Raw genomic sequence first — 25,208 nt, 5'->3', positions numbered from 1 at the left:
TATATTGTAAAGACAGTTTACTTTTCAGATATGGACTTGGATTAATGTAGACCAAATCTTGAATAATAGAGGCCGTTTTTGGAAGATTACACTATGATATTTTTAGTAAAAGGTAAAAGGGACTGAGCACCGTTAATGTCTATTAAAATGCGTACTTATTTTTCTATCTTATGTGCAGTTCTGGTTATATTGCTTACTGCTGTACTGACTGTAAGCATTGGCCGGAAATCGAGCGAGACACTTGAAGCTGAAATTGGAAACTCCCTTGCCGCTACAGCCTATCAGATGGCGGACAAGCTTGATCACTATATGTGGTCACGATCAGCAGAAATCAAGGTGCTTAGCAGCCTGGAAACGTTTAGACAGGGCGAGACGGAGAGTATTCAGGCTTTGCTGAATCAACTGAAAAGAGATGTACCATCCTTCTCCTGGGTAGGTTTTACAGATTCACAGGGAACTGTTCAAGCCGCTACACACGGGATACTGGTTGGCAAGAGCATTGCAAATCGTCCCGTATATAAGAATGCCCTGGAAAAAACTTTTGCCGGTGATGTCCATGATGCTGTTTTATTGGCAAAGCTTCTTCCCAATCCCGGCGGAGAACCCCTTCAGTTTGTTGATATCAGCACACCGGTTAAGACCGGGGACGGAAGATTTGTAGGTGTATTAGCAGCCCATTTGAGCTGGGAATGGTCGAAAACAATAGAAAATGCATTACGTGCATCCCTGCAAAGAAGCAAAAAAGATGTAGATATTCTCATTGTGAGCTCTATGAACAATACGGTGCTCCTTGGCCCAAAATCAGTTGTGGGTAAGCCGCTCAACCTGGATAGCCTCGACAAAGCAATGGACAAGAAAAACAACTGGACAGTTGAAAAATGGCCAGATGGGAAATCTTATTTAACAGGATATGCATTTGGTGATGGGTATGAAAACTATCCCGGACTTGGGTGGTCAGTGCTTGTACGGCAGGATGCCTCGACAGCTTACTTGTCAGTAAAGGAACTTCAACAATTTATCGTTTGGCTTGGAGCAATTTCTGCTATAGTGTTTGCTATAATAGGATGGTTTGTGGCCGATAAGATTGTTAGCCCATTAAACAAAATATCATCAGCTGCAAATGAAGCACGATGCGGAGGAAAAGTAAAGATTCCCGGGTACAAAGGAATCAAAGAAATAGAGATTCTATCGGATTCTCTAAAGGAACTGCTTGATAATCTGCAGAAAACCGAGTCCCGGCTCGGCCGTATGGAGGATTTAGCCCATCAGGACAAACTAACTGGCATGGCAAACCGGCTGGCATTGGATGAGTTATTAAAAAGCATTCAAAAAAATAAAGATAAGCAACTGCAGCCATACATTTTTCTTTATTTGGACCTGGATGGATTTAAAACGGTGAATGATAGATTTGGACACCATTCAGGAGATCTGATACTGCAGGAAACAGCTGCCCGTTTCGCCTCTAAAATGTTTGCCGGCACATTTATTGCGCGGTTGGGCGGAGATGAATTCCTGGTTGTAATCCCTGCAGCAGACAAGGACTATTACACCAAAGGAGAGTTCGTTGCTAACGAAATCATTAAAGCCATTAATTGGCCATTTAGGATTGAAAATAAACAGGTGAAAATCGGCTGCAGCATTGGCGGAGCGATATGGCCTCTAGACCATGAGGACCCCCAAATGGTGATTCAGCTTGCCGACCATGCCTTATATGAATCCAAGAAAAATGGCAAAAATCAAATAACGTTTATACAAAGCAATCGCATTATTGAGAATATATAGTCGCATTTTTTAATCAAGGAAAAACCGTTCGGACTATCGAACGGTTTTTTGTATGCTTGGGGTAAAACGTATTGTTTCAGTATCTGCCATATCCGCCTCCGGTACTGCCATATCCACCGCCGTAAAGGTCAGGAGTACCGTATCCAGTGGTTCCGCCGTATCCGCCAGGGCTTCCACTGTATCCAGCAGGACTGCCGTATCCGCCAGGGCTTCCACTGTATCCAGCGGGACTGCCGTATCCAGCGGGACTGGCACCATAGCCATCGTAGCCGCCATATCCGTCATGGCCGCCATAGCCGCCATGGCTACCGTATCCACCGGGCAAGCCATATCCTCCGTATCCTCCACCATAGCCATAATAAGGATATGGACGAGGGCGAGGGCGAGGGTAGGAGTACGGATAATACGGCGGCCTTGGCCTTGGATAATAGTAAGGGCTGAAGTAGCCTTGCTGTCTATCGTCAAAATAGTCATTATGAGTAAGGTCATTCTCTAAAGGAATTTGTTGAAACAGTTGATTTTCCAAATAATCGGCCTCCTCTTTTCTTACAAGATACCGTATGATTCGGACATGCATAAAGAGTAGGTCCATTTCAAAAGAAATGAAGAAGCATGGATTATAAAAAGAGCGGAGAAATTCGTATGACAGGGAACGGCAGGAAACGGAAGCGGCTTCTAGAATTATTTTATATGGCTGACCAAGGAGGATATGCAATGGCAAAGAACGAGATGATTGAAACCCATGAGGATTTATTGAAGATGTTAGACCAACTATTACAGGAGCAGCGGCGGTTTGATTGGGATTCTTTTTATCAGGATCGAGAAAGGAAAGTACCTTTCTTCATAAATTCGCCGGATGAAAATCTAGTTACATATTTTAAAAAAGGCTTATTTAACCCGGGACAAGTTCTGGAACTGGGCTGCGGACCTGGACGAAATGCAATATACTTTGCTGAGCAAGGATGCACGGTAGACGCAGTCGATATATCCCGGGAAGCGATAGAATGGGCAAAGGATCGAGCCCTGGAAAGCGGCATAGAAGTCTGCTTTATACAGGAAAATATTTTTAGTTTGTCTATTAAAGAAAGCAACTATGACATTATCTATGATTCAGGATGTTTTCATCATATTCCGCCGCATAGGCGAATGAGCTATTTGGAGCTGCTGCGGAAGGCGCTCAAGCCAGGCGGTATGTTTGCACTGACATGTTTTGTAGAGGGTGGTGAATTGGGAGGATCAGCTATCTCCGATTATGAAGTATACCGTCTTCGAAGCCTGCAGGGAGGATTAGGTTTTACCGAGGAAAAGTTAACAAGAATATTTAAAGAGTTTGAGGTGTTGGAGCTTAGAAAAATGGAGGAACATGATCCTGATACAGAGTTTGGATCGTCCAGTCTCTGGGCCGCGCTGTTTAGAAAGAAGTAATTTATAGCGAAGCAGCTGCTCCCCTTGGAATCATTTATGGCACGTCCTTTGCAGAAAAGTTTGGATTACCCGGATTGTTTTTGTCCATCGGGATGCTGATTTGCTTCACTGCCGGAATGGGCATTACCGTAATGTATGTTCTTTTGAGGTATAAGGGTTCTGGCCACACATACGAATGACCATAATGGTTTCCATTCAAACACCTGGAAGGTGGCTTGATATGGATGCAAATACAGTTCAAGAATTTTAAAGCAAAAATCTGCTCGTTTGTAAAAATCTATGCTATAGTTAGATTTAAAGAATTTTCAGATTTTTGAATGTGCGGAAAAGAGGAGACCAGAATGCTTCGCGTTATAAGATGGTGTATGTTTTTCACTGGATTGGTTTTACTTGGCCTGGGAAATGCGATGGCTGTAAAGGTCCAATTTCTTGGACTGAATTCATGGGATGTTCTAAATGTTGCGTTATTCAACAGATTAGGGCTGACAATCGGGACCTGGGGTGTGCTATGCGGAATCTTCTTGATTTTTATCTCCCTGATAATAGACAGGAAGTATATTAATTTCGGAACAATCCTTAATGCGATGCTTGTCGGTCCGATTATGGACTTTTTTCTTTGGACGGATATACTTCCCGATGCGACACACAGCTGGGTAGATTTTTTGATCATCGGGGCCAGTATTGTCCTTGCCGGTATAGGGGGAGGTATGTACGTTGCATCAGGAATGGGGGCAGGTCCAAGAGATGGCTTTATGCTCACTGTTTCTGATTTAACGGGGGTATCGGTGAGCAATGCCCGGATTATTGTTGAGAGCATTATAGTGATAATTGGCTTTTTACTGGGCGGTCCCGTTTTTATCTTTACGTTCATTTATACCTTTATCCAGAGTCCCATTTTCCAGAGGTCATTTCACTACTTTAAAGGTTTTGTAGAAAGATTTCCTATTAAAACTGCCTCGTCCCGAGCTGCCGTTGGCAGGGAATGCTAGGGATGAAATCCTAATTAAAATTTTTGGACACAAAAACTCGGCTGCATTGAATGCAGCCGAGTTCTTTTGGATAGATAAGAATATACTTTTTTCACTAAATTTCTAACTCCAGCACTTTTATAATTATAAGCTGAAGAATTTTTCCAAACCGTTAAATATGCCAAGAGCGGCTCTTTTTTGATATTCGCTGGTTTCAACAATCTTTTCTTCGTTTGGATTCGATAAAAACCCAAGCTCAATCAATATTGCAGCTTGTTTGTTCTCGCGGATTACCTGGAAATTTCCTTGCTTTACACCTCGATTAAGCAATTTGGCCTGCTTGATGACTTCCTCCTGGATACATTGTGCAAGCTGCTTTTCGTTAGTGTTGCTAGCGTAGTAGAACGTATCGATTCCGCTTACCGATTTATCTCCATTTGCATTGAAATGAATGGAGATGAAGGCATCGGCCTTATACTGATTTGAAACATTTACCCTTTCAGTCAGTGTAGGGTAGGTATCGTTTGAGCGGGTCATGATTACAGTAGCACCCTTTGATTTCAGAAGTGCCTGCAGTTCCAATGCTACCTTTAAATTTAACGCTTTTTCTGTGTTGTTAATGCCGCTGGTGCCTGGGTCCTTTCCTCCATGCCCGGCATCCACGACAATCACTTTCCCCTTAAGGCCTTTCTCCTTTGTGCCGGTTAGCCATGCGGCAACCCATCCGGTTTTGCCGGAAGCCGTAACCACTTGGACCCAACCATCCTTTTCGCCGATTTTCGTAACGGCTGAGCCCTTTTTCTCCAATGTAATAACATTGTAGGATGTGCCAGGGCCAGTGCGTATATTGCTGTCATCTCTTAAATATACTGTCTCACTTGGAGCCGGTGTTAATTCTGTATCTTCCGGTGTGTTATTACCCGGGTTTTCGGTTACAGGCTCATCTGTCTTTGGAGGGGCAGGGACCGGTGCAGCAACAGGTTGTTGGGACGACAGATATGAAAGGGATGCCCATCCGCTTTTTCCGGTGGAAGTTGTAACTTTCCCCCATGACCCGTCTTTCTGGTAAAGGGTTACTGAATCGCCCTTTTTCAAAATTGTTACAATACCAGCAGACGTGCTGGGCTTGGAACGGATATTCAGCTTCGACGCCGTAATGAAATTTTTTACAGTCTTTACTGCTGGTGCTGGTGCTGGTTTGACAGTTGGAGCTGAAGCAACGGCTGGCGCCTTTGTCGTTAGGAACTTAAGTGAAGCCCAGCCAGTCTTTCCTTCTGCTGTTTTTACCCGGCCCCAATCTCCTTTTTTCTCATAAAGAGTTAAAGCGGTGCCTTTTTTTACACTTGTGGTCACTTTGCCGCTTGTGTTCGGCTGTGTCCTTATATTTAATTCATTGCCGGTGACATAGTATTTGGATCCTGTTACGGCCGTTTTTGCAGATGAAGTGGCCGCTGCTGTTTTCTTGTCAGATATGTAGGAGTTTAAAACCCATCCTGTCAGCTTCTTTGATGATAGATATACTTTGAGCCACGAACCTTTTTGAGATTGGATGGTAACCTGTGTATCTTTTGTAAGCAGTGCCAGGGATTTGCTGCTGGTCGAATAGCTTTGGCGCAGATTCAATTGTGATGTGTTGACATAACCAATTTTGACTGCGGTACCAGCTGACGGTTTACTTAAATATTTAGACATTACCCATCCGGTTTTGCTGCCAACATTGACTTTGGTCCACCCACCCAGATCCTGAAGGCCGGAAATGCTCTGGCCCTTAGCAAAGGTGCCGATGATTTTGGCTGTTGTGTTTGGGTTTTCCCGGACATTTAGAGCAGAAGCGTTTACTTTGAACTGGACTGCTGCAAATGCTTGATTAGTAGAATTGGTGACTGAGAACACTGATAGAAACAGCATCATGGATGCTATCAGTATCCCGATTCTACTTTTCATGTTGATCGCCGCCTTTCTATAATTGTATATATTTACAAATAAATACACCTACCATAACTATAACTTAAATACTGACAAAGTCATTAAAAAAACTGAATATTTCGTAAAAAAAATGTCTAATGAAAAGGACATATGACATGTCAATATTTATATGTTACTCATCGGTTTTTATTGAGAATTCTTAAGTGCCAAAAGGTATTTAGTAAAATAAGACTATATAAAAATCGATTCATGTGTTTCTTTTTGCCTATTTTAAGCCGATTCCTCAAAACAAGACTTTGTACTACCATTCTAGAGAATGAATATATCGCAGGTTTATATAGGGGAGGAATGGTCTGTGGATAATCGTGACTCTTTCAAAGACAGGAAATCGGAGATTGACCAAGATGATACACTCGCCAATCGCCAGGGCCATTCTGTCAGAAATAACGAGAATATAAGGACGGTAGGAAATAGAGGGTCAGCAATCCTTGAAAACTACAATTTTTTGGAAAAGATCAGCCACTTTGACAGAGAGCGGATTCCTGAACGCGTAGTCCATGGCCGGGGGCAGGGGCATATGGATACTTAGAAGCCTATGGAACTGTGGGTGATGTACCGGTTCTGCATACACTCGGGCTAAACTATTCCAGGAAAAAGGGAAAAGGACGCCTGTGTTTGTGCATTTTTCCGCAGTGACCCATGGTATACATTCCCCAGAGAACCTGCGGGAGCTGCGCAGATTTGCAGTCAAGTTTTATACGGAAGATGGACACTGGGATATAGAAGGAAACAATCTGAAAGTTCAAAGTTTCCTTTATCCGTGATGCCGTGAAATTTCCTGATTTGATTCATATCTTTAAGCTTAATCCGGTGACAAATCTTCAGGATGCTCAAAGGATCTTCGATTTTATCGCCTCCACACCTGAAGCTATGCATATGATTACATCCCTGTTTTCCCCATAGGGCATTCCAGCCAATTACCGCCAAATGCAGGGATCCGGTGTGAATACTTACAGATGGATTAATGAAGAAGGCAAGGCTGTGCTGATAAAATATCATTGGGAGCCTAAGCAGGGAATTAAAAATTTAACCCAGGAAAGTGCAGAACAAATCCAGGACAAATACTTCAACCATGCCACTCAGGATTTATATGGGGCGATCGAACGGGGAAATTATCCTGAATGGGAGCTTCTTGTCCAAATTATGAGAACACCCGCAACTGGATTTCGATCCCTTAGATGATACCAAGCTTTGGCCTGATGATAAATTCCCATGGATGCCAGTCGGAAGAATGGTACTGGACCGCCATCCTGAGGACTATTTTAACGAAGCAGAACAGGCTGCATTCGGGACAGGCATTCTTATCGACGGAATGGACATTCCGGATGGTAACTATGAGCCGTCTCCAATCGGCGGACTAAAAGACTGAGATGAGCGGCAAGCCGCATACACCTACAGTGAAAGCAATTTAGTGCGAGAATCTATAGAACGCGAAAATAATTTCGGGCAGGCCGGTGAAACCTATCGCAAGTTTGAACAATGGGAAAAGGATGAGCTGATCACGAACCTTGTAAATACGCTTACTCCGTGTGGTAAAACGAAGATGTTCCAGATGTTTAAGCAATGTGATGCGGAATAGGGAAGAAGAGTGGAGGAAGGATTAAAGAACGCGGAATCCACTTCAAACAGGGAGCCGATCGTTGCCAAAAATGCGGCTTCAGCACCGCAAGAAGCAGAGGAGAAAGGGAGCTCAGCAGATCCATATTGAATAAAACATAATCGGGTATTCCAACTGGAGTACCCGGTTTGTCACGTAACGGTGCATCGCTAAAACGTAGGTCTAATTTACCAGATCCCCTTATTGGCAATTTTGTTACAAATGCTATAAAATAAATTTATTGTGTCAGCAATAATATGGGATTTGAGGATTTTCTGCCTAAAGGAGATGGAACGATGATTAAGGTATTATCAGCACTGTTTTTTCCCGGCTTACTGGTAATGCTGTTTTCCCGTGTCACTTATAATCATGTGGTCGGACTTGTGCTGACAGTTGCATTAATCACTGCGTCCTCTTATAAAGGCTATACACATGCATGGTGGTTAATCATGATAGATGCCTTTTCCCTGACAGCGGGCTTCTGGCTGTCGTCCAAAATGAGAAAAGCTACAAGAAGTGCCTGATGGGTGCTTTTTTTATTGGCGGGGATCTTTATTGATGAGAGCGGACCTTGCTATGGGCAATCCTGAAACGGTTTTGTCGAAAATTATGTCGAATGAATGTTCGCTTTTTTCTGGTTAACAAAATGCTCTTTGTGCTAAACTGTGAATATAACTAAACATACATTTATGGATATATTGTAACTTTTCAAGAAGGCAGACGCCTTCTTATTTAAATAGAGGGAATAAAAACAGTAGAGATAGGAGGACTGACTAGTGAAGAATACGTTTGAACTAGTATCAAAATACTCGCCGCAGGGTGACCAGCCGGCAGCGATCAAAGAGCTCGTCGCTGGCATTAACAGCGGGAAAAAACATCAAACACTGCTCGGTGCAACTGGGACGGGAAAGACGTTCACTGTTTCCAATTTGATCAAGGAAGTGAATAAGCCCACGCTTGTTATCGCGCATAACAAGACACTTGCAGGGCAGTTATACAGCGAATTTAAAGATTTCTTCCCAAACAATGCCGTTGAGTATTTCGTCAGTTATTATGATTACTTCCAGCCGGAGGCATATGTTCCGTCAACAGACACATTTATTGAAAAAGACTCAAGCATAAATGACGAGATCGATAAACTTCGCCATTCAGCTACATCATCATTATTCGAGCGTAAGGATGTCATCATTATCGCCAGTGTATCCTGCATTTACGGTTTGGGTTCGCCTGAAGAATACCGGGAAATGGTTGTATCCCTCCGAACTGGCATGGAGCTTGAGCGCAATGCTTTACTGCATAGATTGGTGGATATCCAATATGAGAGAAATGATATTGATTTCCAGCGCGGTACATTCCGCGTACGCGGTGATGTAGTGGAAATCTTCCCGGCCTCCCGGGATGAGCACTGTGTCCGGGTAGAATTCTTCGGGGATGAAATTGACCGGATTCGCGAAGTGGATGCGCTCACCGGAGAGATTATCGGAGAACGTGACCATATAGCGATCTTCCCTGCTTCCCACTTCGTAACCAGGGAAGAAAAGATGAGGGTTGCCATAAATAATATCGAGAAAGAGCTTGAAGAACGATTAACGGAGCTGCGTGATAACGGGAAGCTGCTGGAAGCGCAGCGATTAGAACAGCGTACAAGATATGACCTTGAGATGATGCGTGAAATGGGCTTTTGTTCAGGCATCGAGAACTATTCCCGCCATCTGACGCTGAGGGCACCCGGATCCACGCCATATACTTTGCTTGATTACTTCCCGGAGGATTTCCTTATCGTTGTCGATGAGTCGCATGTCACCCTGCCGCAAATACGCGGCATGTTCAATGGTGACCAGGCGCGCAAGCAGGTGCTGGTAGATCACGGTTTCCGTCTTCCATCTGCACTTGATAACCGCCCATTGCGCTTTGAAGAATTTGAATCGAAGGTACATCAGGCCGTATTTGTTTCTGCGACGCCGGGTCCTTACGAATTGGAGCATACCCCTGAAATGATTGAGCAGATCATCCGGCCAACCGGGCTTCTTGATCCTAACATTGATGTGCGTCCAATTGAAGGCCAGATCGACGATCTAATCAGTGAGATACAGGACAGAACATCGAAAGATGAACGTGTTCTTGTTACCACTCTTACAAAGAAAATGTCCGAAGACCTTACCGATTATTTAAAAGAAATCGGCATCAAGGTTCAATACCTTCATTCTGAGGTAAAGACATTAGAAAGGATTGAAATAATCCGGGAATTGAGGATGGGCAAATACGACGTACTGGTCGGGATCAACCTTTTAAGGGAAGGGCTTGATATTCCTGAGGTTTCACTGGTTGCGATTCTTGATGCGGATAAAGAGGGCTTCCTCCGTTCAGAACGCTCCCTGATCCAGACCATTGGGCGTGCTGCACGTAATGCCAATGGGCATGTCATTATGTATGCTGACCGCATGACCAATTCCATGGAACTGGCAATCAGTGAGACAAAACGACGCCGTGCTGTGCAAGAGAAATATAATGAACAGCATGGCATCATTCCGCAGACGATACAAAAAAGTATTCGCGACTCTATACGTGCGACTCACGCGGCTGAGGAAGAGGCGCAATACGAGGCAGCACCAGTCCGTGGCAAGTTAACCAAGAAGGAACGCGACGAAATGATGGCACGGATGGAAAAAGAAATGAAGGAAGCAGCGAAGGCACTGAACTTCGAACGTGCCGCAGAACTAAGGGATTTGCTTCTTGAGCTAAAAGCGGAAGGGTGAATTGAATCATGGCAAAGGATAAAATTATCGTAAAGGGCGCCAGGGCACATAACCTGAAAAATATAGATGTTACTATTCCCAGGGATCAGCTTGTTGTACTTACTGGACTTTCTGGTTCGGGTAAATCTTCCCTGGCCTTTGATACGATTTATGCAGAGGGCCAGCGGCGCTATGTGGAGTCCCTGTCTGCATATGCCCGGCAGTTTCTCGGGCAGATGGATAAGCCGGACGTGGATGCTATCGAGGGGCTATCCCCGGCCATTTCGATCGACCAAAAAACAACAAGCCGAAATCCGCGGTCGACTGTGGGGACTGTAACCGAGATTTACGACTATTTACGTTTATTATATGCTCGGGTTGGACGGCCTACCTGTCCCATTCACGGGATTGAGATTTCCTCCCAGACCGTTGAACAGATGGTAGACAGGATTCTGCAATACCCTGAGAAGACCAAGCTGCAAGTATTGGCACCCCTGGTTTCGGGGCGAAAAGGGACACATGCGAAAATTCTTGAGGATACTAAAAAGCAAGGGTATGTTCGTATACGGGTCGATGGAGAACTAATGGATTTGAGCGAAGAGATTAATCTTGAAAAAAATAAGAAGCACTCCATTGAGGTCGTAGTGGATCGGATTGTAGTCAAGGAAGGGGTGGCTGCCCGTTTGGCTGACTCCCTGGAAAGTGCACTCAAACTTGGCGAAGGAAGGGTTATCATCGACATCATCGGTCAAGAAGAGCTGCTCTTCAGTGAGCATCATGCCTGCCCATATTGCGGCTTTTCAATCGGAGAACTGGAGCCAAGAATGTTTTCGTTTAACAGTCCTTTTGGTGCCTGCCCGGATTGTGACGGTCTTGGTGCCAGGCTGGAGGTGGATAAGGACCTCGTGATTCCGAATAAAGACCTGACACTCAGGAATCACGCGGTAGCACCGTGGGAGCCGACAAGCTCGCAATATTATCCACAATTGCTGGAAGCCGTGGCAAATCATCATGGCATTAACATGGATGTGCCTCTGAAGGATCTTTCGGAGTCCGATATAGAGAAGATTTTATATGGTTCAAAGGACAAAATTTATTTCCGCTATGAAAATGATTTCGGCCAGGTACGCGAAAACTATATCCAGTTTGAAGGAGTCATCAAGAACGTAGAAAGGCGCTACAAGGAAACAAGTTCTGACTATATTCGAGAACAAATGGAAAAATATATGGCGGAGCATCACTGTCCGACATGTAAAGGCCATAGGCTAAAGAAGGAAAGCCTTGCCGTATTGATCAATGGGCAGCATATCAGCCATACAACCTCCCGATCTATAGATGAAGCACTCCAATTTATTAACGAATTGGAGCTTACAGAAAAAGAACGAAAGATTGCTCATTTAATACTTAGGGAAATTGAAGAACGGCTTGGCTTCCTCTCTAATGTAGGCTTGGAGTATTTGACCTTAAGCCGGGCAGCCGGCACCCTATCCGGAGGAGAGGCGCAGCGGATTCGTCTGGCTACCCAAATTGGTTCAAGGCTTACAGGAGTTCTTTATATTCTCGATGAACCTTCCATTGGGCTTCATCAAAGGGATAATGACCGGCTCATTGATACCCTCAAGAACATGAGGGATATAGGAAATACCCTGATCGTCGTCGAGCACGATGAAGATACCATGCTAGCTGCCGATTACCTGATTGATGTAGGGCCCGGCGCAGGGGTTCACGGTGGAAGCATCGTATCGGCGGGTACTCCGGAACAGGTTATGGATGATCCGAATTCGTTGACAGGGAAATATTTATCAGGGAAAAAGTTTATCCCGCTTCCGCTAGAGCGACGAAAAAGTGACGGCAGGTTTGTGGAAATTAAGGGAGCAAAGGAGAACAACCTGAAAAACGTCAATGCAAAGTTTCCGCTTGGAACCTTTATTGCCGTGACAGGTGTATCCGGTTCCGGCAAAAGTACGCTGATCAATGAAATTCTTCATAAGTCCCTTGCCCAGAAGCTGCATAAAGCCAAGATTAAACCGGGACAGCATCGGGAGATCAAAGGGACGGAACATCTTGATAAGGTCATAGACATAGACCAGTCACCAATCGGACGTACACCCAGATCCAATCCTGCCACTTATACCGGTGTATTTGATGATATCCGTGATGTGTTCGCAGCAACTAATGAAGCAAAAATCCGCGGGTACAAAAAAGGACGGTTCAGCTTTAACGTAAAAGGCGGACGCTGTGAAGCATGCCGGGGGGACGGAATTATAAAAATCGAGATGCATTTCTTGCCGGATGTTTATGTTCCTTGCGAGGTGTGCCATGGAAAGCGGTATAACCGTGAAACATTGGAAGTAAAGTACAAGGGTAAGAATATTTCTGATATCCTCGATATGACTGTAGAGAATGCTCTTTCTTTCTTCGAAAACATTCCAAGGATTAAGAGAAAGCTGCAAACCATTTATGATGTTGGGCTTGGCTATATTACTCTCGGGCAGCCAGCGACCACATTGTCCGGAGGGGAAGCACAACGGGTCAAGCTCGCTTCAGAACTTCACAGAAGGTCTAACGGGAAATCCTTTTACATCCTGGATGAGCCTACCACCGGACTGCATGTAGATGATATCTCCCGCCTGCTCGATGTGCTTCAGCGATTGGTGGAAAATGGGGATACTGTTCTTGTCATTGAGCATAACTTGGATATGATCAAGGCAGCCGACCATATTATCGACCTTGGACCGGAAGGCGGGGACAATGGAGGAACCATCCTTGCCTGCGGAACACCCGAGGACATTGTCAAAGTGGAGGAATCTTATACAGGAAGGTACTTAAAACCAATTCTGGAACGCGATCGCATTCGCATGGATAAGCTGATAAAAGAAAAAGAACATGAACATGTATAGAGCAGGGCATTGCTCCTGCCCAAACTGGGCAAAAGGGGTCCGGAATGTTATCATTCCGGACCCCTTTTCTCTTTTCGATCGCTATTTCAGCAAAAAAGAGCCAAACGCATTTTCGTATATTTCCGGGGAAATTCGAGTGAATCTGACGTAATTGTCATTCACACTTGTCAAAACAATTATGCAACTTTTATGGGGCTGATACGTACATATCATAAAGTGATATTAAGGGTAGAGGCAGGGGAAATGTATGAAAAGTGAAAGAGAAAGAATTCTGCAGATGGTACAGGATGGAAAGCTGTCTGTTGATGAAGCTTTAACTCTCCTATCGGCTCTGGATAAACAGCATGCCGGCAAGAATGTGGAAGACAATGCCTATTCGGAAAATGAGGACGGTTTTTTTGGGAATTCTATCGGTAAAAAAGTCACGGGTACAAAAAGTAGACTGCTTGATTTTGTCGATGCTGCGTTTAAAAAAGTAAAGGAAGCGGACCTGGATTTCAATTTCGGCCCATACGTAGAAATGGAACATGTTTTTCAGCGTGATGATGCATTAATTAATAGAATTCAAGTCGATATCAACAACGGTAAAACATCAATTATTCCTTGGGAGCAGAATGGTATTCGTATAGAATGCGCTGCGAAAATTTATCGTGTGGAAAACAAGGATGAAGCAAAAGAATTATTTTTACAGCAGACGCATTTTGATATTCAAGATGGCGAACTTCGATTTAACTCCAAGGAAAAGACAATGAAGATCGACGCCACGATTTTCGTACCACAATCCCAGTACGACATGCTCGATGTCCGCATGTTCAACGGGGGCATCCATTCGGAAAATATACATGCAGCCAAAATGAAGGCGAAAACGGCGAATGGGCACATTACCATTTTAAATCATACTGGATCTCATGCAGACTATGAAACCGGAAACGGAAACATCAAGGTGGAACAAGGTACATTGGAAAAATTAAATGCAGAAACATTAAATGGCGCCATTAAAATTGATGGAAGCTTTGATAAGGTGGATGCGCAGAGCTTTACAGGGGATATATCCTGTGAACTTACCGGCACTGAAAGTAAGTATATCCATGGAAAAACAGTTACAGGAAGGATTTGCATTCACTTAGAAGAAGGACGGGAGGCCAAGGGGGAACTAAAGAGTAATATGGGGAGTCTCCAAGTGAATCTTAAAGAAGTCATCGTGGTTGAAGAGAAGAACGAAGTTGTCAACAAGCTGTTAAGATTCGAGACTAAGGACGCAAGTATGCGGCCTATGCATATTTTTGCGGAAACAAAGTCTGGCAGTATAACCATCGAGTAATAACATGAAAGGGTCCGACAAAAAATGCCGGGCCCCTTGTTATCTTAGCGTAAAGTGTTCTCTGATTCCTTGAGCAATTGCAGTGGCACAGTCCTTGCGGTAGGATTCTGTTTTCAGCAGATGTGCTTCTTTTTCATTTGTCATAAAACCCAGTTCTAATAAAATAGCTGGACATTTCGTTGCACGCAATACTTGAAAATTCGCTGCTTTGACACCTCGGTTTGCTAATCCGGTTTTTGCTATTAATCGTTCTTGGAGTTTTGCTGCGAGGGACAAGGCAGTCTTTGGTTTTGAAGAATGCACATATGTTTCTATTCCCCCGGGCGTACTCCAGCTTCCATCGCCAAAAGCATTTGCGTGAATGGATACAAACAAATTTGCACCCAAAGAGTTAGCAAGATACACTCTTTCAGAAAGCGGAACATCCCTTTCATCTGAATGTGTGAAATAGACCTCGCATTGTTCATCCTTCGTCAGGATTTGTTTTACATAACCGGCCACAGCCCGATTAAATTCATATTCCTGCATCCCGTTTGGTGACCTTTTTCCTTTTGTCTGATAGCCATGTCCGGCATCCAAAACGATTTTCATCTCTTCCAGCACTTCCTTTCCCAATGGATTAAGGGCTTCTATAAATATCCCCTTAAGATTTATATATAAAAGGAGCCGGAAAGACTAATAAAATAATAAAAAAACTAAACCAAATGCAACCTTCTTGACATTGCCTGAAAGTGTGGCTGGGTCAAATTGCTAAAGTGGTGTTATTCCAGCTGAGACTGGAACCTATGCGCAGCTTGGTTCATTTAGTCGTATGTGTGATTCTTGGATGTACATATAGAGACAGACAGTATGAGAATGCGCTGGCACATCCGCCATGATAAGACAGCGAAGCACGAGCGGGCGATTTACTTGATCTGGGTAAGCTGAAGAGCTTGCTGATCAGCGATGATTGTGGCATTTTTATGGAGTTTTAATGCAGAAGCAGGAAATATCTCGGAAATATCTCCTTCCATGAGCCGTTTTATAGAATCTGCTTTACTGGCTCCCGAAGCAAGCAGCAAAATGTGCCTGCTTTCCAGTATATTCGCGATTCCCATCGTGATGGCATGTTCAGGAACCTGTTCGAATTTATCGAAAAAGCGGGCGTTCGCCCTTCGGGTACTATCCGCTAAATTGACAATATGCGTCCTTATAGAAAAGGGAGTGCCGGGTTCATTGAACCCGATATGTCCATTTTGTCCGATGCCCAATACTTGAAGATCAATCCCGCCCAGCTGTTGAACCAGGTGATCATAGCGTTCAGCTTCGGCGTGCGGGTCGACAGCGGTACCGTTCGGAATGTGCCGCTTTTCCTCCGCTATATTGATGAACTTAAATAGATTTTCTTGCATGAAGCGGAAATAGCTATTCGGATCTGTTTTTTCTAATCCAATATATTCATCTAAATTAACCGTTTGAACCTGCGAATAGTCTGTACCATTCGAACGGTGGTCCTGAATCAGCTGCTTGTACATTCCAACCGGTGTACTGCCTGTTGCTAAACCAAGCACGATAGAAGGATTCGCTTTGACTTCATTGATCAAAATTTCTGCTGCCATGCGGCTCATTTCATCGTAATTATCAGCGATTAACAGATTAATATTCAAGTTAAGCACTCCATTCCAATTCTTTCACTTGGCACGATATGCTTCTTTTCCTCTGCAATACGTCAGGACAACGTTATTTTGTTGATTCAGAATCGCGATATCAGCATCTTTCCCAGGAGAAATGCTGCCTTTACGATTATAGATACCCAACTGTTTTGCGGGATTAACAGAAGCCATCATAATGGCATCTTCAAGCTCCAATCCTGTGAATTCTATAATATTGGATACCGAATCGATCATTTTTAGAATACTTCCGGCCAGGGTTCCGTCCGAAAGCAGTGCCTTCCCGTCAGCTACCGTGACATCCTGCCCTCCTAAATCATAATGTCCATTCTTGAGGCACTTCGCCCGCATGGAATCTGTAATCAGTATCACTCCGTCTGTGCCTTTGGCCTTGACTGCCAGCTTCACCATTTCTGGAGAGACATGGACACCGTCAGCGATGATTTCAGCCTTCAGTTTCTCCATTAAGATGGCTGCGCCGGCAAGTCCCGGCTCCCGGTGATGCAATCCGCGCATGCCATTAAATAGGTGGGTGACATGGGTTGAACCTGCTGCAACCGCGTCTTTTACCTGCTCGAAGGTAGCATCGCTGTGGCCAATTGAAGAAATGATGCCTTTTTCTGTAAGATGCTTGATGAAGGAAATTCCATTTTGCTGTTCGGGGGCGCTTGTAACAAGTCTGATAGAATCGCCCGACTCTTTTTGCCATTCGTCAAAAAGCTTGAGATCGGGGTTGATGATATGGTTTTCTGGCTGTGCTCCCTTTTTAGAGGGATTGATAAAGGGACCCTCCAAATGCACACCCAGTATTTCGGCTTTACCGGGGAGATTATCAGTTTGGAGGTATTTCGCCACATTTTTCAAAGCCTGATTGATTCGGTCTTTTCCCTGAGTGATGGTTGTAGCGAGGAAACTGGTAGTGCCTTCGGCAGGAAGCTGGGTGGCTATCGTCTCCAGCGCATCCTTCGTTCCGTCCATGGTATCCGCTCCTGCTGCACCATGAATATGGACATCGATAAAGCCTGGTATAATTTTTGAACCTTGCTCCAATTCGGTTTTTTTGATAGCGTCATCCTTCGGCATCAGCGCAATGGGGCCCGCCGAAACAATAGCTCCATCTTGTATGTAAACAAACCCATCATCGATTACCTGTTCCTCGAGATATACTTGAGCGTTATAAAGCAGCAAACTGTCAGTTTTCATAGCTTGTACCTTCCTTTTTCATTTTGACTGAAAAGATGAATCTCATATACATAGTTTATTAACTAAAACAAGGGTTGTCCATGCAAGCACCTAACCATAAAAAATAATTCGCATTTGGTTCTTACACAAAAAATGTTAAAATAAAGGAGTATTTCTGCGACGCTTCTGTTTGAGTGCGTTTTGCAGTTTATAAAGGTAATCACAAAGTGTGTTTCGTAATATGTTATGTGCTGTCAGGGCTGTTTTACACAGAAAAGGTACAGGCAGGCTTTACATATCAAAACCTCTGAAAGGGTGGTATGACTTTATGGCAAAGGTCCGTATTAAAGACGTAATCGATACATTTAATTTGGAGCTAATCAGTGGGGAAGAGGGAATTAACCGTCCTATTACAACAAGCGACCTGTCGCGTCCGGGTCTGGAGCTGGCTGGATTTTTTGATTATTATCCTGCTGAGCGGCTTCAGCTCATCGGAATGTCGGAGCTGACATTTTTTGATAAGCTCAGCGAGGCTGAACAAAAGGTGAGGATGGAAGGGCTGTGCCGGGATATTACCCCGGGCATTATTGTCACGAGAGGCCAGGAGGTACCAGCTGAATTGATTGCTGCTTCCGAGCGCGAGTCCGTGCCTGTTATGAGGTCTAATATGAAAACGACCAGGCTGGTAAGCCACCTTACAAACTTTCTTGAATCAAAGCTTGCTCCGACAACCGCGGTTCATGGAGTCTTGATTGATATATATGGGGTTGGTGTTTTAATTACCGGCAAGAGCGGAGTCGGAAAAAGTGAGACTGCACTGGAACTGGTGAAAAGAGGGCACCGGCTGGTTGCGGATGACTGCGTTGAAATTCGTCAGGAGGACCAGGATACGCTTGTGGGAAATGCTCCAGAGCTGATCGAACATCTTCTGGAGATACGCGGACTGGGAATTATCAATGTAATGACATTGTTCGGGGCAGGTGCAGTCAGAAGCAATAAAAAAATCTCGCTCATCATCAATCTGGAGCTTTGGGAAAAGAACAAACAGTATGATCGGGTAGGGCTGGATGAGGAGACAATGAAAATCATCGATACAGACATTACCAAGCTGACGGTACCGGTACGCCCCGGGCGGAACCTCGCTGTTATCATTGAAGTCGCTGCGATGAATTTCCGTCTGAAGCGAATGGGTGTAAATGCAGCCGAACAATTTTCGAACCGGCTCAATAATGCGATTTCGCAGGGAGAGCATGAGGAGCTCTAACCGGCTGCCATGCAGAGTTAAATAGATCCTGGAAAGAGGGGAAGATTTTATGGAAGAAGGAATTAGAGCGCTGGATCCAGTTGCTATACACCTGGGTCCGCTTGAAGTGCGCTGGTATGGCTTGATTATCGGTACCGGTGTACTTTTGGCACTCTGGCTGGTGGTTAGGGAAGCAGACCGGAGAGGGCTTGCGAAAGACACGTTTATCGACTTGATTTTATTTGCAGTTCCTATAGCAATCCTTTGTGCCCGAATATATTACGTGATTTTCCAATGGGACTATTATTCTAAGCATCCATCGGAAATCTTGCAAGTTTGGGAAGGCGGCATTGCCATTCATGGCGCACTGATCGGATCGGTCGCTACGGCCTATGTTTTTTCAAGGGTAAAGAATTTGTCATTCTGGAAGCTCGCGGATATAGCCGCACCTGGAATCCTGTTAGGGCAGGCAATCGGGCGCTGGGGCAATTTCATGAACCAGGAGGCTCATGGCGGCGAAGTAAGCAGAGGGTTTCTTGAAAATCTGCATTTACCGGATTTCATCATTAACCAAATGTATATAGATGGCACTTATTATCATCCTACTTTTCTATATGAATCCTTGTGGAATTTCGCAGGCGTGGTCATCCTGTTGCTGCTGAGAAGAGTAAATTTACGCCGTGGCGAATTGTTTCTGACCTATGTGATCTGGTATTCCATCGGGCGTTTCTTCATTGAAGGTTTACGGACCGATAGCCTTATGCTTACGGAGTATCTTCGTATCGCCCAGGTCATATCCATTGTGCTTATTGTAGTGTCACTTGCCATCATAGTATTTAGAAGAATACGCGGTTATTCCGATAAAAGATACTTAGAGGAATAGCATGTTGCAGGGGGAAGGGCGATTTGATTAATTCAGTAAAAACAGGATTTTTTTCCGGACTAAGAACGACTTGGACACTGGGGAAGGTTATTTTTCCAGTCACACTGATCGTTACGATACTACAGTACACACCTTTACTTGGCATGCTAACAAAACTAATCTCACCATTCATGAAACTTCTTGGCTTGCCAGGAGAGGCTGCAATCCCCCTCGTTCTGGGGAATTTCTTAAACCTTTACGCTGGGATAGCAGGGATTCTCACTCTGGATCTTTCTGTAAAAGAAGTATTTATTCTGGCAGTTATGCTGTCTTTTAGCCACAATATGCTAATTGAGTCAGGAGTCGCGTTAAAGACGGGAGTTAAATTGTGGGTTATTTTGACCGTAAGGATTGGGCTTGCCGTGTCGTCAGCTGTCATAATCAATCTTGTATGGCATGGAGGACAAGAGATGGCGCAGTATGGATTCATAAGTCCGGCTGCTGAAGTGAGCGGGGCTGCACAAGTTATGCTGCACGCTCTTACTAAGGCGGCCGCCGGTATTCTCCAGCTTTCTATTATAGTCATTCCTCTGATGGTGGTCATTCAGATTATGAAGGACCTTCATTGGCTCGACCAATTCTCAAAGTGGTTAGCGCCGTTTACCAAGCTTCTTGGCATGAAACCAAACGCAAGCATGACGCTTGTTGCCGGTCTTACTATAGGACTCGCATATGGCGCAGGCGTGATGATACAGGCTGTGAAGGAAGATAATGTGAGCAAAAAAGATATTACACTGGCTTTTATATTCCTGGTTGCCTGTCACGCGGTTGTTGAGGATACTCTTATTTTTGTACCGTTAGGCATTCCGGTACTGCCGCTCTTGATCATAAGGGTAAGTGTGGCGCTCCTGCTGACTATGGCAGTGGGATTTATTTGGAATCGTTCATACCAGACACGGAGGAAGGAAGCAGCATATGAACAGTGAGATAACGACCCTACTTTTTGACCTTGATGGAACACTTATCAATACAAATGATTTAATTATCGCGTCTTTTACTGAGACGCTGAATCATTATTATCCTGACCAGTATACGAGAAATGATATTTTACCTTTCATCGGGCCTACCCTGCATGATACTTTTTATTCCATTGATGCAGAGCGCGTAGACGAAATGATTACCCGTTATAGGGAGCATAACATCAAAAATCATGATGACATGGTAACGGAGTATGAAGGCGTCTTTGAGACGATTCAATACTTGTACGATGCTGGATATAAGCTTGGCATTGTTACTACGAAAAAAAGGGACGTTGTATTGAAGGGATTGAGCCTCACTAAGCTGGATCAGTTTTTTGAAGTAATTGTATCACTGGACGAGGTGGAAAAGGCAAAGCCCGATCCAGAGCCAATTTTAAAAGCCCTGCAGCAGTTAGGCTCTAACCCTGAGGAATCGATAATGGTCGGTGACAACTATCATGATGTCCTCGCGGGCAAAAACGCAGGGACAAAGACGGCAGGTGTGGCCTGGACCATTAAAGGCCGCGAATATCTCCAAGAATTTAATCCGGATTATATGCTTGATGATATGGGGGATTTGCTTACAATCCTTGGTGTGAAAAAGCATGAGGCGTACTGAGAGATTCCCGGTTGAAGGCCCCAATTCGCTATGGCATGTGTACAAGACAGTCCCTTTTTGGAAGGTAGTCAAGAATTTCGCAGTGATCCAGATTGCCAGATACACTCCTTTTCTGGGCATTAAAAATTGGCTGTATCGGGTTTTTCTGCGCATGGATGTTGGCGAACAGACTTCATTCGCTTTGATGGTCATGCTGGATGTTATGTTCCCCGAACGCATATCGGTTGGAAGGAATACGGTAATAGGCTACAACACTACTATACTGGCACATGAATATTTGATAAAAGAGTATAGGCTGGGCGACGTGGTAATTGGGGATGAAGTGATGATCGGTGCAAATTCTACGATACTTCCAGGTGTAATCATCGGGGACGGAGCAATTGTATCAGCGGGGACCCTCGTCCATAAAGATGTCCCAGCCGGTTCCTTTGTTGGAGGGAACCCGATGCAGGTTATATACACAAAAGAAGAAATGTTAAAGAGGTCCCTGCAAGTAGCAATTGATAGTGACGATCGATGAAGGCTTCCTTGTATACATTCCTTAAGGTTTAGCTCCTGGTAAAGCTTGAATCAAGATAGAGCATTAATAAAAGACCCGGTATAAGGATCCATCAATCCTTATACCGGGTCTTTTTTTTGGAAGCGGCACGGTATAGGGTTTCGTAACAACATGCCGTGGGCTTCGGACGATGCATGCGTGTTAGTCAACTCCCAGGGTTTCTTTAAAAACTGGCGCCAGATACCGAGTGTGCTTAGCATAGATAATAACCGATCAGAAGGCAGGCGATTTTTCCGGAGAAACAAAATGAAGATATGCGGTGTTATTTTCCAGGCATCCCGGCTGGGAAATTCATTAGCTGGCACTTTGGCATTTATTGGAGAAGAAGGAGTAACAACAAGAAAAACATAGCGCATTTTTCTATCAAATCACTTAGAATTTTTGAAAATGGATAAAATGTAAAAAGAAGGATAATAATTTGCTAGGCAGAACTCCAATTATGACCGACACTCGGGCTTTTTGCTCGAAATCCTGTATTTATGGGCGGTGTAAGCAGTTTTATTCTCGAAATTCGTGATTTATGCTCGAAATTCAAAATTTATGCTAGAACTTTTTTCCCTGGACATAGACGATTCCAATCTTGCCATCCGGCAACATACAAAAAGCACTAATAAGTAACAAGAATGACTAACGCCGGATAAACCCGGCGATATGAAAACAATTGCATACTATTAGCCAGTCATTTAACAAATATAAAAAGGTGCACTCATCAAAGTGCACCCCTGCCATTGACAAAAAAGCCGTGTGAAAATGGCCTATACTTATAATATTCTGTCTATGCTATTTTAACGGCAGGCAGCGGATGTGCTAACACGCTTGGCTACTCCATTTTCGTTTAGGGATTGCATTCCGCCTGTTAGCTTTGTTTTGGATTGACTATATTCGTTAGCTCCATTTTTATGCGGGTCATAATTTCATCCATGGACATGTCTTCTCTTTCAATAGCTGTTTCGTAAATCTGCTTAATAAATCTATTGAAGCTCTCCTGTTTATCATTAATCATGTTACCCTCCGATTAAATCAATAGTAAGGTTTTCATTACCCATGTTTGTCATATTCTTAAACAAGAAAGAAAATTAGGCAGCCGCACAACTATCTCACAGATTATGCAGGAGACCAGGACCTTGTGCTTTCCCTCTTTTGGATGAAGATCCATGTAGTCTTTTTAGCGACCGCGCCAAGACAAAGTGATAGATTTAATCGGCGGTAATTGGGGAAAATGGAAATGGTAAAAACTCCCGACTTTACTATCAAAGGGTTTGCCATCATTTTATTTCAATGCGGTATGCAGCATTGAATGTCATAACTACAATTGTTCAGCTGCATGGTAGTTATTTATAAATCAAACATCGAGCTTGTTTTTACTAAAGAACACGATCGGCAGGATTTTATGAATTATAGTATAAAAATTACAATTGTCTGTTTATTTCTTGACTGTGTCGAAAAGGAAGAGTAAACTACAAGTATACTTCAATTTATTAGCATATTAGCGAACTAAAGCATTACGATAATGGTTACATACAAGGGCGTGATTAGATTGGCAAAACCGTTTATGTTTGAAAAACCGCTGGGAATGCGGGATACTCTCCCGCTTTTATATGAAACGAAGGCAGCCATCAGAAAGGGTATGAGTGAGGAGATTACAAGCTGGGGCTATCAATTTATTGAGACCCCTGCTTTGGAATATTATGAAACGGTCGGTGAGGCCTCCGCCATACTCGACCAGCAGTTGTTCAAGCTGCTAGACCAGCAGGGCCATACGCTCGTACTTCGTCCTGATATGACGGCTCCGATTGCGAGAGTGGCAGCTTCAAAGCTTTTAAAGGAACAGATTCCCCTGAGACTTGCTTACTCGGAGAATGTTTACCGGGCCCAGCAAAGAGAGGGAGGACGGCCGGCAGAATTCGAACAGACCGGGATTGAGTGTATTGGCTATGATTCGATCAGTGCAGATGCAGAAGTAATATCACTTCTTGTATCGGTGTTGAAGAAAGCTGGATTGGATGACTTTAAGGTTACGATTGGACATATTGGATTTCTTCAGGAATTTTTCATCAGCATTCTAGGCAATGAGCATCGTGCTTCTGTTTTGCGGAAGTTTTTATATGAGAAGAACTATGTCGGCTATAGGGAGCATGTGAAATCACTTTCTTTATCTTCGATAGACAAACAAAGACTGCTGCAGTTCATTACATTAAGAGGCGGCAGGGATACAATCCGCCAGGCACTCGGACTTCTGGAGAACGGAAGCGGCAAAGCGCAGCTGCGGGAGCTTGAAGAGCTGTATGTTCAATTATGTGATTACGGCATAGAGGATTATATATCGTTTGACCTGACACTTGTCAGCCATATGAGCTACTACACAGGCACCCTTTTTGAGGTATATGCAAGCGGGGCTGGCTACACGGTGGGGAATGGCGGGCGCTATGACCATTTGCTTGAAAAGTTTGACTTTAAGGCGCCGGCCACGGGATTTGCCATCCGTTTGGACCGGGTTGCTGAAGCCTTGGGGGAGCCGGTACAAGCGCAGGCAATCGAGTGCGTCCTATTCAGTCCGGAGCGGCGCAAAGAAGCGCTTGAACTGGCAAGAACCAGGCGGACACAGGGAGTAAGGGTCGCCATGCAGGATATCAATGCGGTCCAGAATGTGGATGCGTTCATTCGTACATTTACGGATGTCCACTATGTTATTGGCAAGGGAGGTGGCAAAAGGGATGAGTAGATTCTTAACCATTGCCATGCCAAAAGGCAGAATATTTGAAGAAGCGGCAGATTTATTGAGGAAGGCAGATTTTCAACTTCCCCCTGAATTTGATGATTCACGTAAATTGGTGCTTGAAATCGAAGAGGAAGATTTGCGCTTTATTCTTGCAAAGCCAATGGACGTTGTTACATATGTGGAACACGGCGTGGCGGATATCGGGATTGCAGGAAAAGACGTCATGCTCGAAGAAGAGCGGGATGTATATGAGCTGCTGGATCTGAAAATAAGTGCATGCCATTTGGCAGTGGCAGGCCTTCCAGGGAAAAAAATCAGTGATGTAGCTCCAAAGGTTGCGAGCAAGTACCCAAATATTGCGTCCAGCTATTTCCGCGAGCAGGGTGAACAGGTGGAAATCATTAAACTGAATGGCTCCATTGAACTCGCACCAATGATTGGCCTGGCTGAACGAATAGTGGATATCGTCTCAACAGGACAAACCTTGAAGGAAAACGGACTAATCGAGTATGCGAGGATTGCCGATGTTACTTCCAGACTGATTGCCAATCCTGTAAGCTACCGGATAAAAGAAAAGCGGATCACTGAAATCGTGGAACGATTGGCGGTTGTCATTAACAATCAAACTTTAGAAGGATAGTT

Annotated in this window: 20 protein-coding genes and 1 pseudogene; 15 read left to right on the top strand and 6 right to left on the bottom strand. The window is 44.2% G+C overall.

Annotated elements, in window-relative coordinates; all coding sequences use genetic code 11:
• Positions 1 to 135: 135 nt before the first annotated feature.
• A complete protein-coding gene (locus V1500_RS22290; RefSeq protein ID WP_409302712.1) occupies positions 136 to 1,782 on the top strand; it encodes a diguanylate cyclase domain-containing protein in 1,647 nt (548 codons plus the stop codon).
• Between the two features lie 76 nt (positions 1,783 to 1,858).
• Here V1500_RS22290 and V1500_RS22285 read toward each other — a convergent pair whose 3' ends face one another.
• Entirely contained in the window at positions 1,859 to 2,308 is a 450-nt protein-coding gene (locus V1500_RS22285) for a hypothetical protein (RefSeq protein WP_409302710.1), read from the bottom strand.
• 188 nt (positions 2,309 to 2,496) lie between these two features.
• Between V1500_RS22285 and V1500_RS22280 the strand changes: the two genes are divergently transcribed.
• Both V1500_RS22280 and V1500_RS22275 read left to right on the top strand, forming a co-directional pair.
• The gene (locus tag V1500_RS22280) at positions 2,497 to 3,207 is read left to right on the top strand and encodes a class I SAM-dependent methyltransferase (protein ID WP_409302708.1); all 711 of its coding nucleotides are present in this window, start codon (positions 2,497 to 2,499) and stop codon (positions 3,205 to 3,207) included.
• A gap of 341 nt (positions 3,208 to 3,548) precedes the next feature.
• Positions 3,549 to 4,196 (top strand): YczE/YyaS/YitT family protein, encoded by a 648-nt coding sequence (locus V1500_RS22275; RefSeq protein ID WP_409302706.1) that lies wholly within the window; start codon positions 3,549 to 3,551, stop codon positions 4,194 to 4,196.
• 123 nt (positions 4,197 to 4,319) lie between these two features.
• On the opposite strand, the gene V1500_RS22270 is transcribed toward V1500_RS22275, so the two are convergent.
• Positions 4,320 to 6,119 (bottom strand): SH3 domain-containing protein, encoded by a 1,800-nt coding sequence (locus tag V1500_RS22270; RefSeq protein WP_409302705.1) that lies wholly within the window; start codon positions 6,117 to 6,119, stop codon positions 4,320 to 4,322.
• 298 nt (positions 6,120 to 6,417) lie between these two features.
• On the opposite strand from V1500_RS22270, the pseudogene V1500_RS22265 reads away from it, so the two are divergent.
• The 5 genes and pseudogenes from V1500_RS22265 (at position 6,418) to V1500_RS22245 (ending at position 14,714) form a co-directional block, all read left to right on the top strand.
• A pseudogene (locus V1500_RS22265) lies at positions 6,418 to 7,869 on the top strand (catalase).
• 185 nt (positions 7,870 to 8,054) lie between these two features.
• Positions 8,055 to 8,282, top strand: coding sequence for a CsbA family protein (locus V1500_RS22260; RefSeq protein WP_409302703.1), 228 nt, complete (start codon positions 8,055 to 8,057; stop codon positions 8,280 to 8,282).
• A 252-nt stretch (positions 8,283 to 8,534) separates the two neighbouring features.
• Positions 8,535 to 10,514 carry an excinuclease ABC subunit UvrB gene (gene uvrB / locus V1500_RS22255; RefSeq protein WP_409302701.1) on the top strand — a complete coding sequence of 660 codons (1,980 nt, stop codon included), beginning with the start codon at positions 8,535 to 8,537 and terminating at the stop codon, positions 10,512 to 10,514.
• An 8-nt stretch (positions 10,515 to 10,522) separates the two neighbouring features.
• Complete coding sequence (gene uvrA, locus V1500_RS22250) at positions 10,523 to 13,393, top strand: excinuclease ABC subunit UvrA (RefSeq protein ID WP_409302699.1); 2,871 nt, start codon at positions 10,523 to 10,525, stop codon at positions 13,391 to 13,393.
• Positions 13,394 to 13,640: 247 nt separating this feature from the next.
• A complete protein-coding gene (locus V1500_RS22245) occupies positions 13,641 to 14,714 on the top strand; it encodes a DUF4097 family beta strand repeat-containing protein (RefSeq protein ID WP_409302697.1) in 1,074 nt (357 codons plus the stop codon).
• A 39-nt stretch (positions 14,715 to 14,753) separates the two neighbouring features.
• On the opposite strand, the gene V1500_RS22240 is transcribed toward V1500_RS22245, so the two are convergent.
• The 3 genes from V1500_RS22240 to nagA all read right to left on the bottom strand — a co-directional run bounded on the left by V1500_RS22240 (position 14,754) and on the right by nagA (position 17,566).
• Positions 14,754 to 15,329: an N-acetylmuramoyl-L-alanine amidase gene (locus V1500_RS22240; protein WP_409302695.1), complete on the bottom strand. Its 576-nt coding sequence runs from the start codon at positions 15,327 to 15,329 to the stop codon at positions 14,754 to 14,756.
• Positions 15,330 to 15,619: 290 nt separating this feature from the next.
• Entirely contained in the window at positions 15,620 to 16,354 is a 735-nt protein-coding gene (gene nagB / locus V1500_RS22235; RefSeq protein ID WP_409306088.1) for a glucosamine-6-phosphate deaminase, read from the bottom strand.
• A 30-nt stretch (positions 16,355 to 16,384) separates the two neighbouring features.
• Positions 16,385 to 17,566, bottom strand: a complete 1,182-nt coding sequence (nagA, locus tag V1500_RS22230) for an N-acetylglucosamine-6-phosphate deacetylase (RefSeq protein ID WP_409302693.1) — start codon at positions 17,564 to 17,566, stop codon at positions 16,385 to 16,387.
• 307 nt (positions 17,567 to 17,873) lie between these two features.
• Here nagA and hprK point away from each other — a divergent pair, with 307 nt between their 5' ends.
• The 5 genes from hprK to V1500_RS22205 are packed head-to-tail and all read left to right on the top strand — an operon-like array spanning position 17,874 to position 21,808.
• A complete protein-coding gene (gene hprK, locus V1500_RS22225; RefSeq protein WP_409302691.1) occupies positions 17,874 to 18,809 on the top strand; it encodes an HPr(Ser) kinase/phosphatase in 936 nt (311 codons plus the stop codon).
• 49 nt (positions 18,810 to 18,858) lie between these two features.
• A complete protein-coding gene (gene lgt / locus V1500_RS22220) occupies positions 18,859 to 19,671 on the top strand; it encodes a prolipoprotein diacylglyceryl transferase (RefSeq protein ID WP_409302689.1) in 813 nt (270 codons plus the stop codon).
• A gap of 23 nt (positions 19,672 to 19,694) precedes the next feature.
• Positions 19,695 to 20,636, top strand: coding sequence for a nucleoside recognition domain-containing protein (locus tag V1500_RS22215; protein ID WP_409302688.1), 942 nt, complete (start codon positions 19,695 to 19,697; stop codon positions 20,634 to 20,636).
• Positions 20,626 to 21,288, top strand: a complete 663-nt coding sequence (gene ppaX / locus V1500_RS22210; protein ID WP_409302687.1) for a pyrophosphatase PpaX — start codon at positions 20,626 to 20,628, stop codon at positions 21,286 to 21,288. The genes V1500_RS22215 and ppaX overlap by 11 nt, the downstream gene beginning before the upstream one ends.
• Positions 21,275 to 21,808, top strand: coding sequence for an acyltransferase (locus tag V1500_RS22205; protein ID WP_409302685.1), 534 nt, complete (start codon positions 21,275 to 21,277; stop codon positions 21,806 to 21,808). Before ppaX ends, V1500_RS22205 begins: the two co-directional genes overlap by 14 nt.
• 895 nt (positions 21,809 to 22,703) lie before the next feature.
• Here the strand turns inward: V1500_RS22205 and V1500_RS22200 are convergent.
• Positions 22,704 to 22,850: a hypothetical protein gene (locus V1500_RS22200; RefSeq protein WP_409302683.1), complete on the bottom strand. Its 147-nt coding sequence runs from the start codon at positions 22,848 to 22,850 to the stop codon at positions 22,704 to 22,706.
• A gap of 534 nt (positions 22,851 to 23,384) precedes the next feature.
• Between V1500_RS22200 and V1500_RS22195 the strand changes: the two genes are divergently transcribed.
• Together V1500_RS22195 and hisG are read left to right on the top strand one after the other, a co-directional pair.
• The gene (locus V1500_RS22195) at positions 23,385 to 24,569 is read left to right on the top strand and encodes an ATP phosphoribosyltransferase regulatory subunit (RefSeq protein WP_409302681.1); all 1,185 of its coding nucleotides are present in this window, start codon (positions 23,385 to 23,387) and stop codon (positions 24,567 to 24,569) included.
• The gene (gene hisG / locus V1500_RS22190; protein WP_409302679.1) at positions 24,562 to 25,206 is read left to right on the top strand and encodes an ATP phosphoribosyltransferase; all 645 of its coding nucleotides are present in this window, start codon (positions 24,562 to 24,564) and stop codon (positions 25,204 to 25,206) included. Before V1500_RS22195 ends, hisG begins: the two co-directional genes overlap by 8 nt.
• Positions 25,207 to 25,208 lie beyond the last annotated feature (2 nt).

It is taken from the genome of Peribacillus sedimenti (genome assembly GCF_046237635.1).
Lineage (GTDB): Bacteria > Bacillota > Bacilli > Bacillales > DSM-1321 > Peribacillus > Peribacillus sedimenti.
This window is presented reverse-complemented; position numbering and strand designations above follow the sequence as displayed.

What these genes read in the sequence shown, in the direction of transcription:
- V1500_RS22290 (WP_409302712.1), top strand. Translation starts at nt 136, where the DNA reads ATGTCTATTAAAATGCGTACTTATTTTTCTATCTTATGTGCAGTTCTG.
- V1500_RS22280 (WP_409302708.1), top strand. Translation starts at nt 2,497, where the DNA reads ATGGCAAAGAACGAGATGATTGAAACCCATGAGGATTTATTGAAGATG.
- V1500_RS22275 (WP_409302706.1), top strand. Translation starts at nt 3,549, where the DNA reads ATGCTTCGCGTTATAAGATGGTGTATGTTTTTCACTGGATTGGTTTTA.
- V1500_RS22270 (WP_409302705.1), bottom strand. Translation starts at nt 6,119, where the DNA reads ATGAAAAGTAGAATCGGGATACTGATAGCATCCATGATGCTGTTTCTA.
- V1500_RS22260 (WP_409302703.1), top strand. Translation starts at nt 8,055, where the DNA reads ATGATTAAGGTATTATCAGCACTGTTTTTTCCCGGCTTACTGGTAATG.
- uvrA (WP_409302699.1), top strand. Translation starts at nt 10,523, where the DNA reads ATGGCAAAGGATAAAATTATCGTAAAGGGCGCCAGGGCACATAACCTG.
- V1500_RS22245 (WP_409302697.1), top strand. Translation starts at nt 13,641, where the DNA reads ATGAAAAGTGAAAGAGAAAGAATTCTGCAGATGGTACAGGATGGAAAG.
- nagA (WP_409302693.1), bottom strand. Translation starts at nt 17,566, where the DNA reads ATGAAAACTGACAGTTTGCTGCTTTATAACGCTCAAGTATATCTCGAG.
- hprK (WP_409302691.1), top strand. Translation starts at nt 17,874, where the DNA reads ATGGCAAAGGTCCGTATTAAAGACGTAATCGATACATTTAATTTGGAG.
- lgt (WP_409302689.1), top strand. Translation starts at nt 18,859, where the DNA reads ATGGAAGAAGGAATTAGAGCGCTGGATCCAGTTGCTATACACCTGGGT.
- ppaX (WP_409302687.1), top strand. Translation starts at nt 20,626, where the DNA reads ATGAACAGTGAGATAACGACCCTACTTTTTGACCTTGATGGAACACTT.
- V1500_RS22205 (WP_409302685.1), top strand. Translation starts at nt 21,275, where the DNA reads ATGAGGCGTACTGAGAGATTCCCGGTTGAAGGCCCCAATTCGCTATGG.
- V1500_RS22200 (WP_409302683.1), bottom strand. Translation starts at nt 22,850, where the DNA reads ATGATTAATGATAAACAGGAGAGCTTCAATAGATTTATTAAGCAGATT.
- hisG (WP_409302679.1), top strand. Translation starts at nt 24,562, where the DNA reads ATGAGTAGATTCTTAACCATTGCCATGCCAAAAGGCAGAATATTTGAA.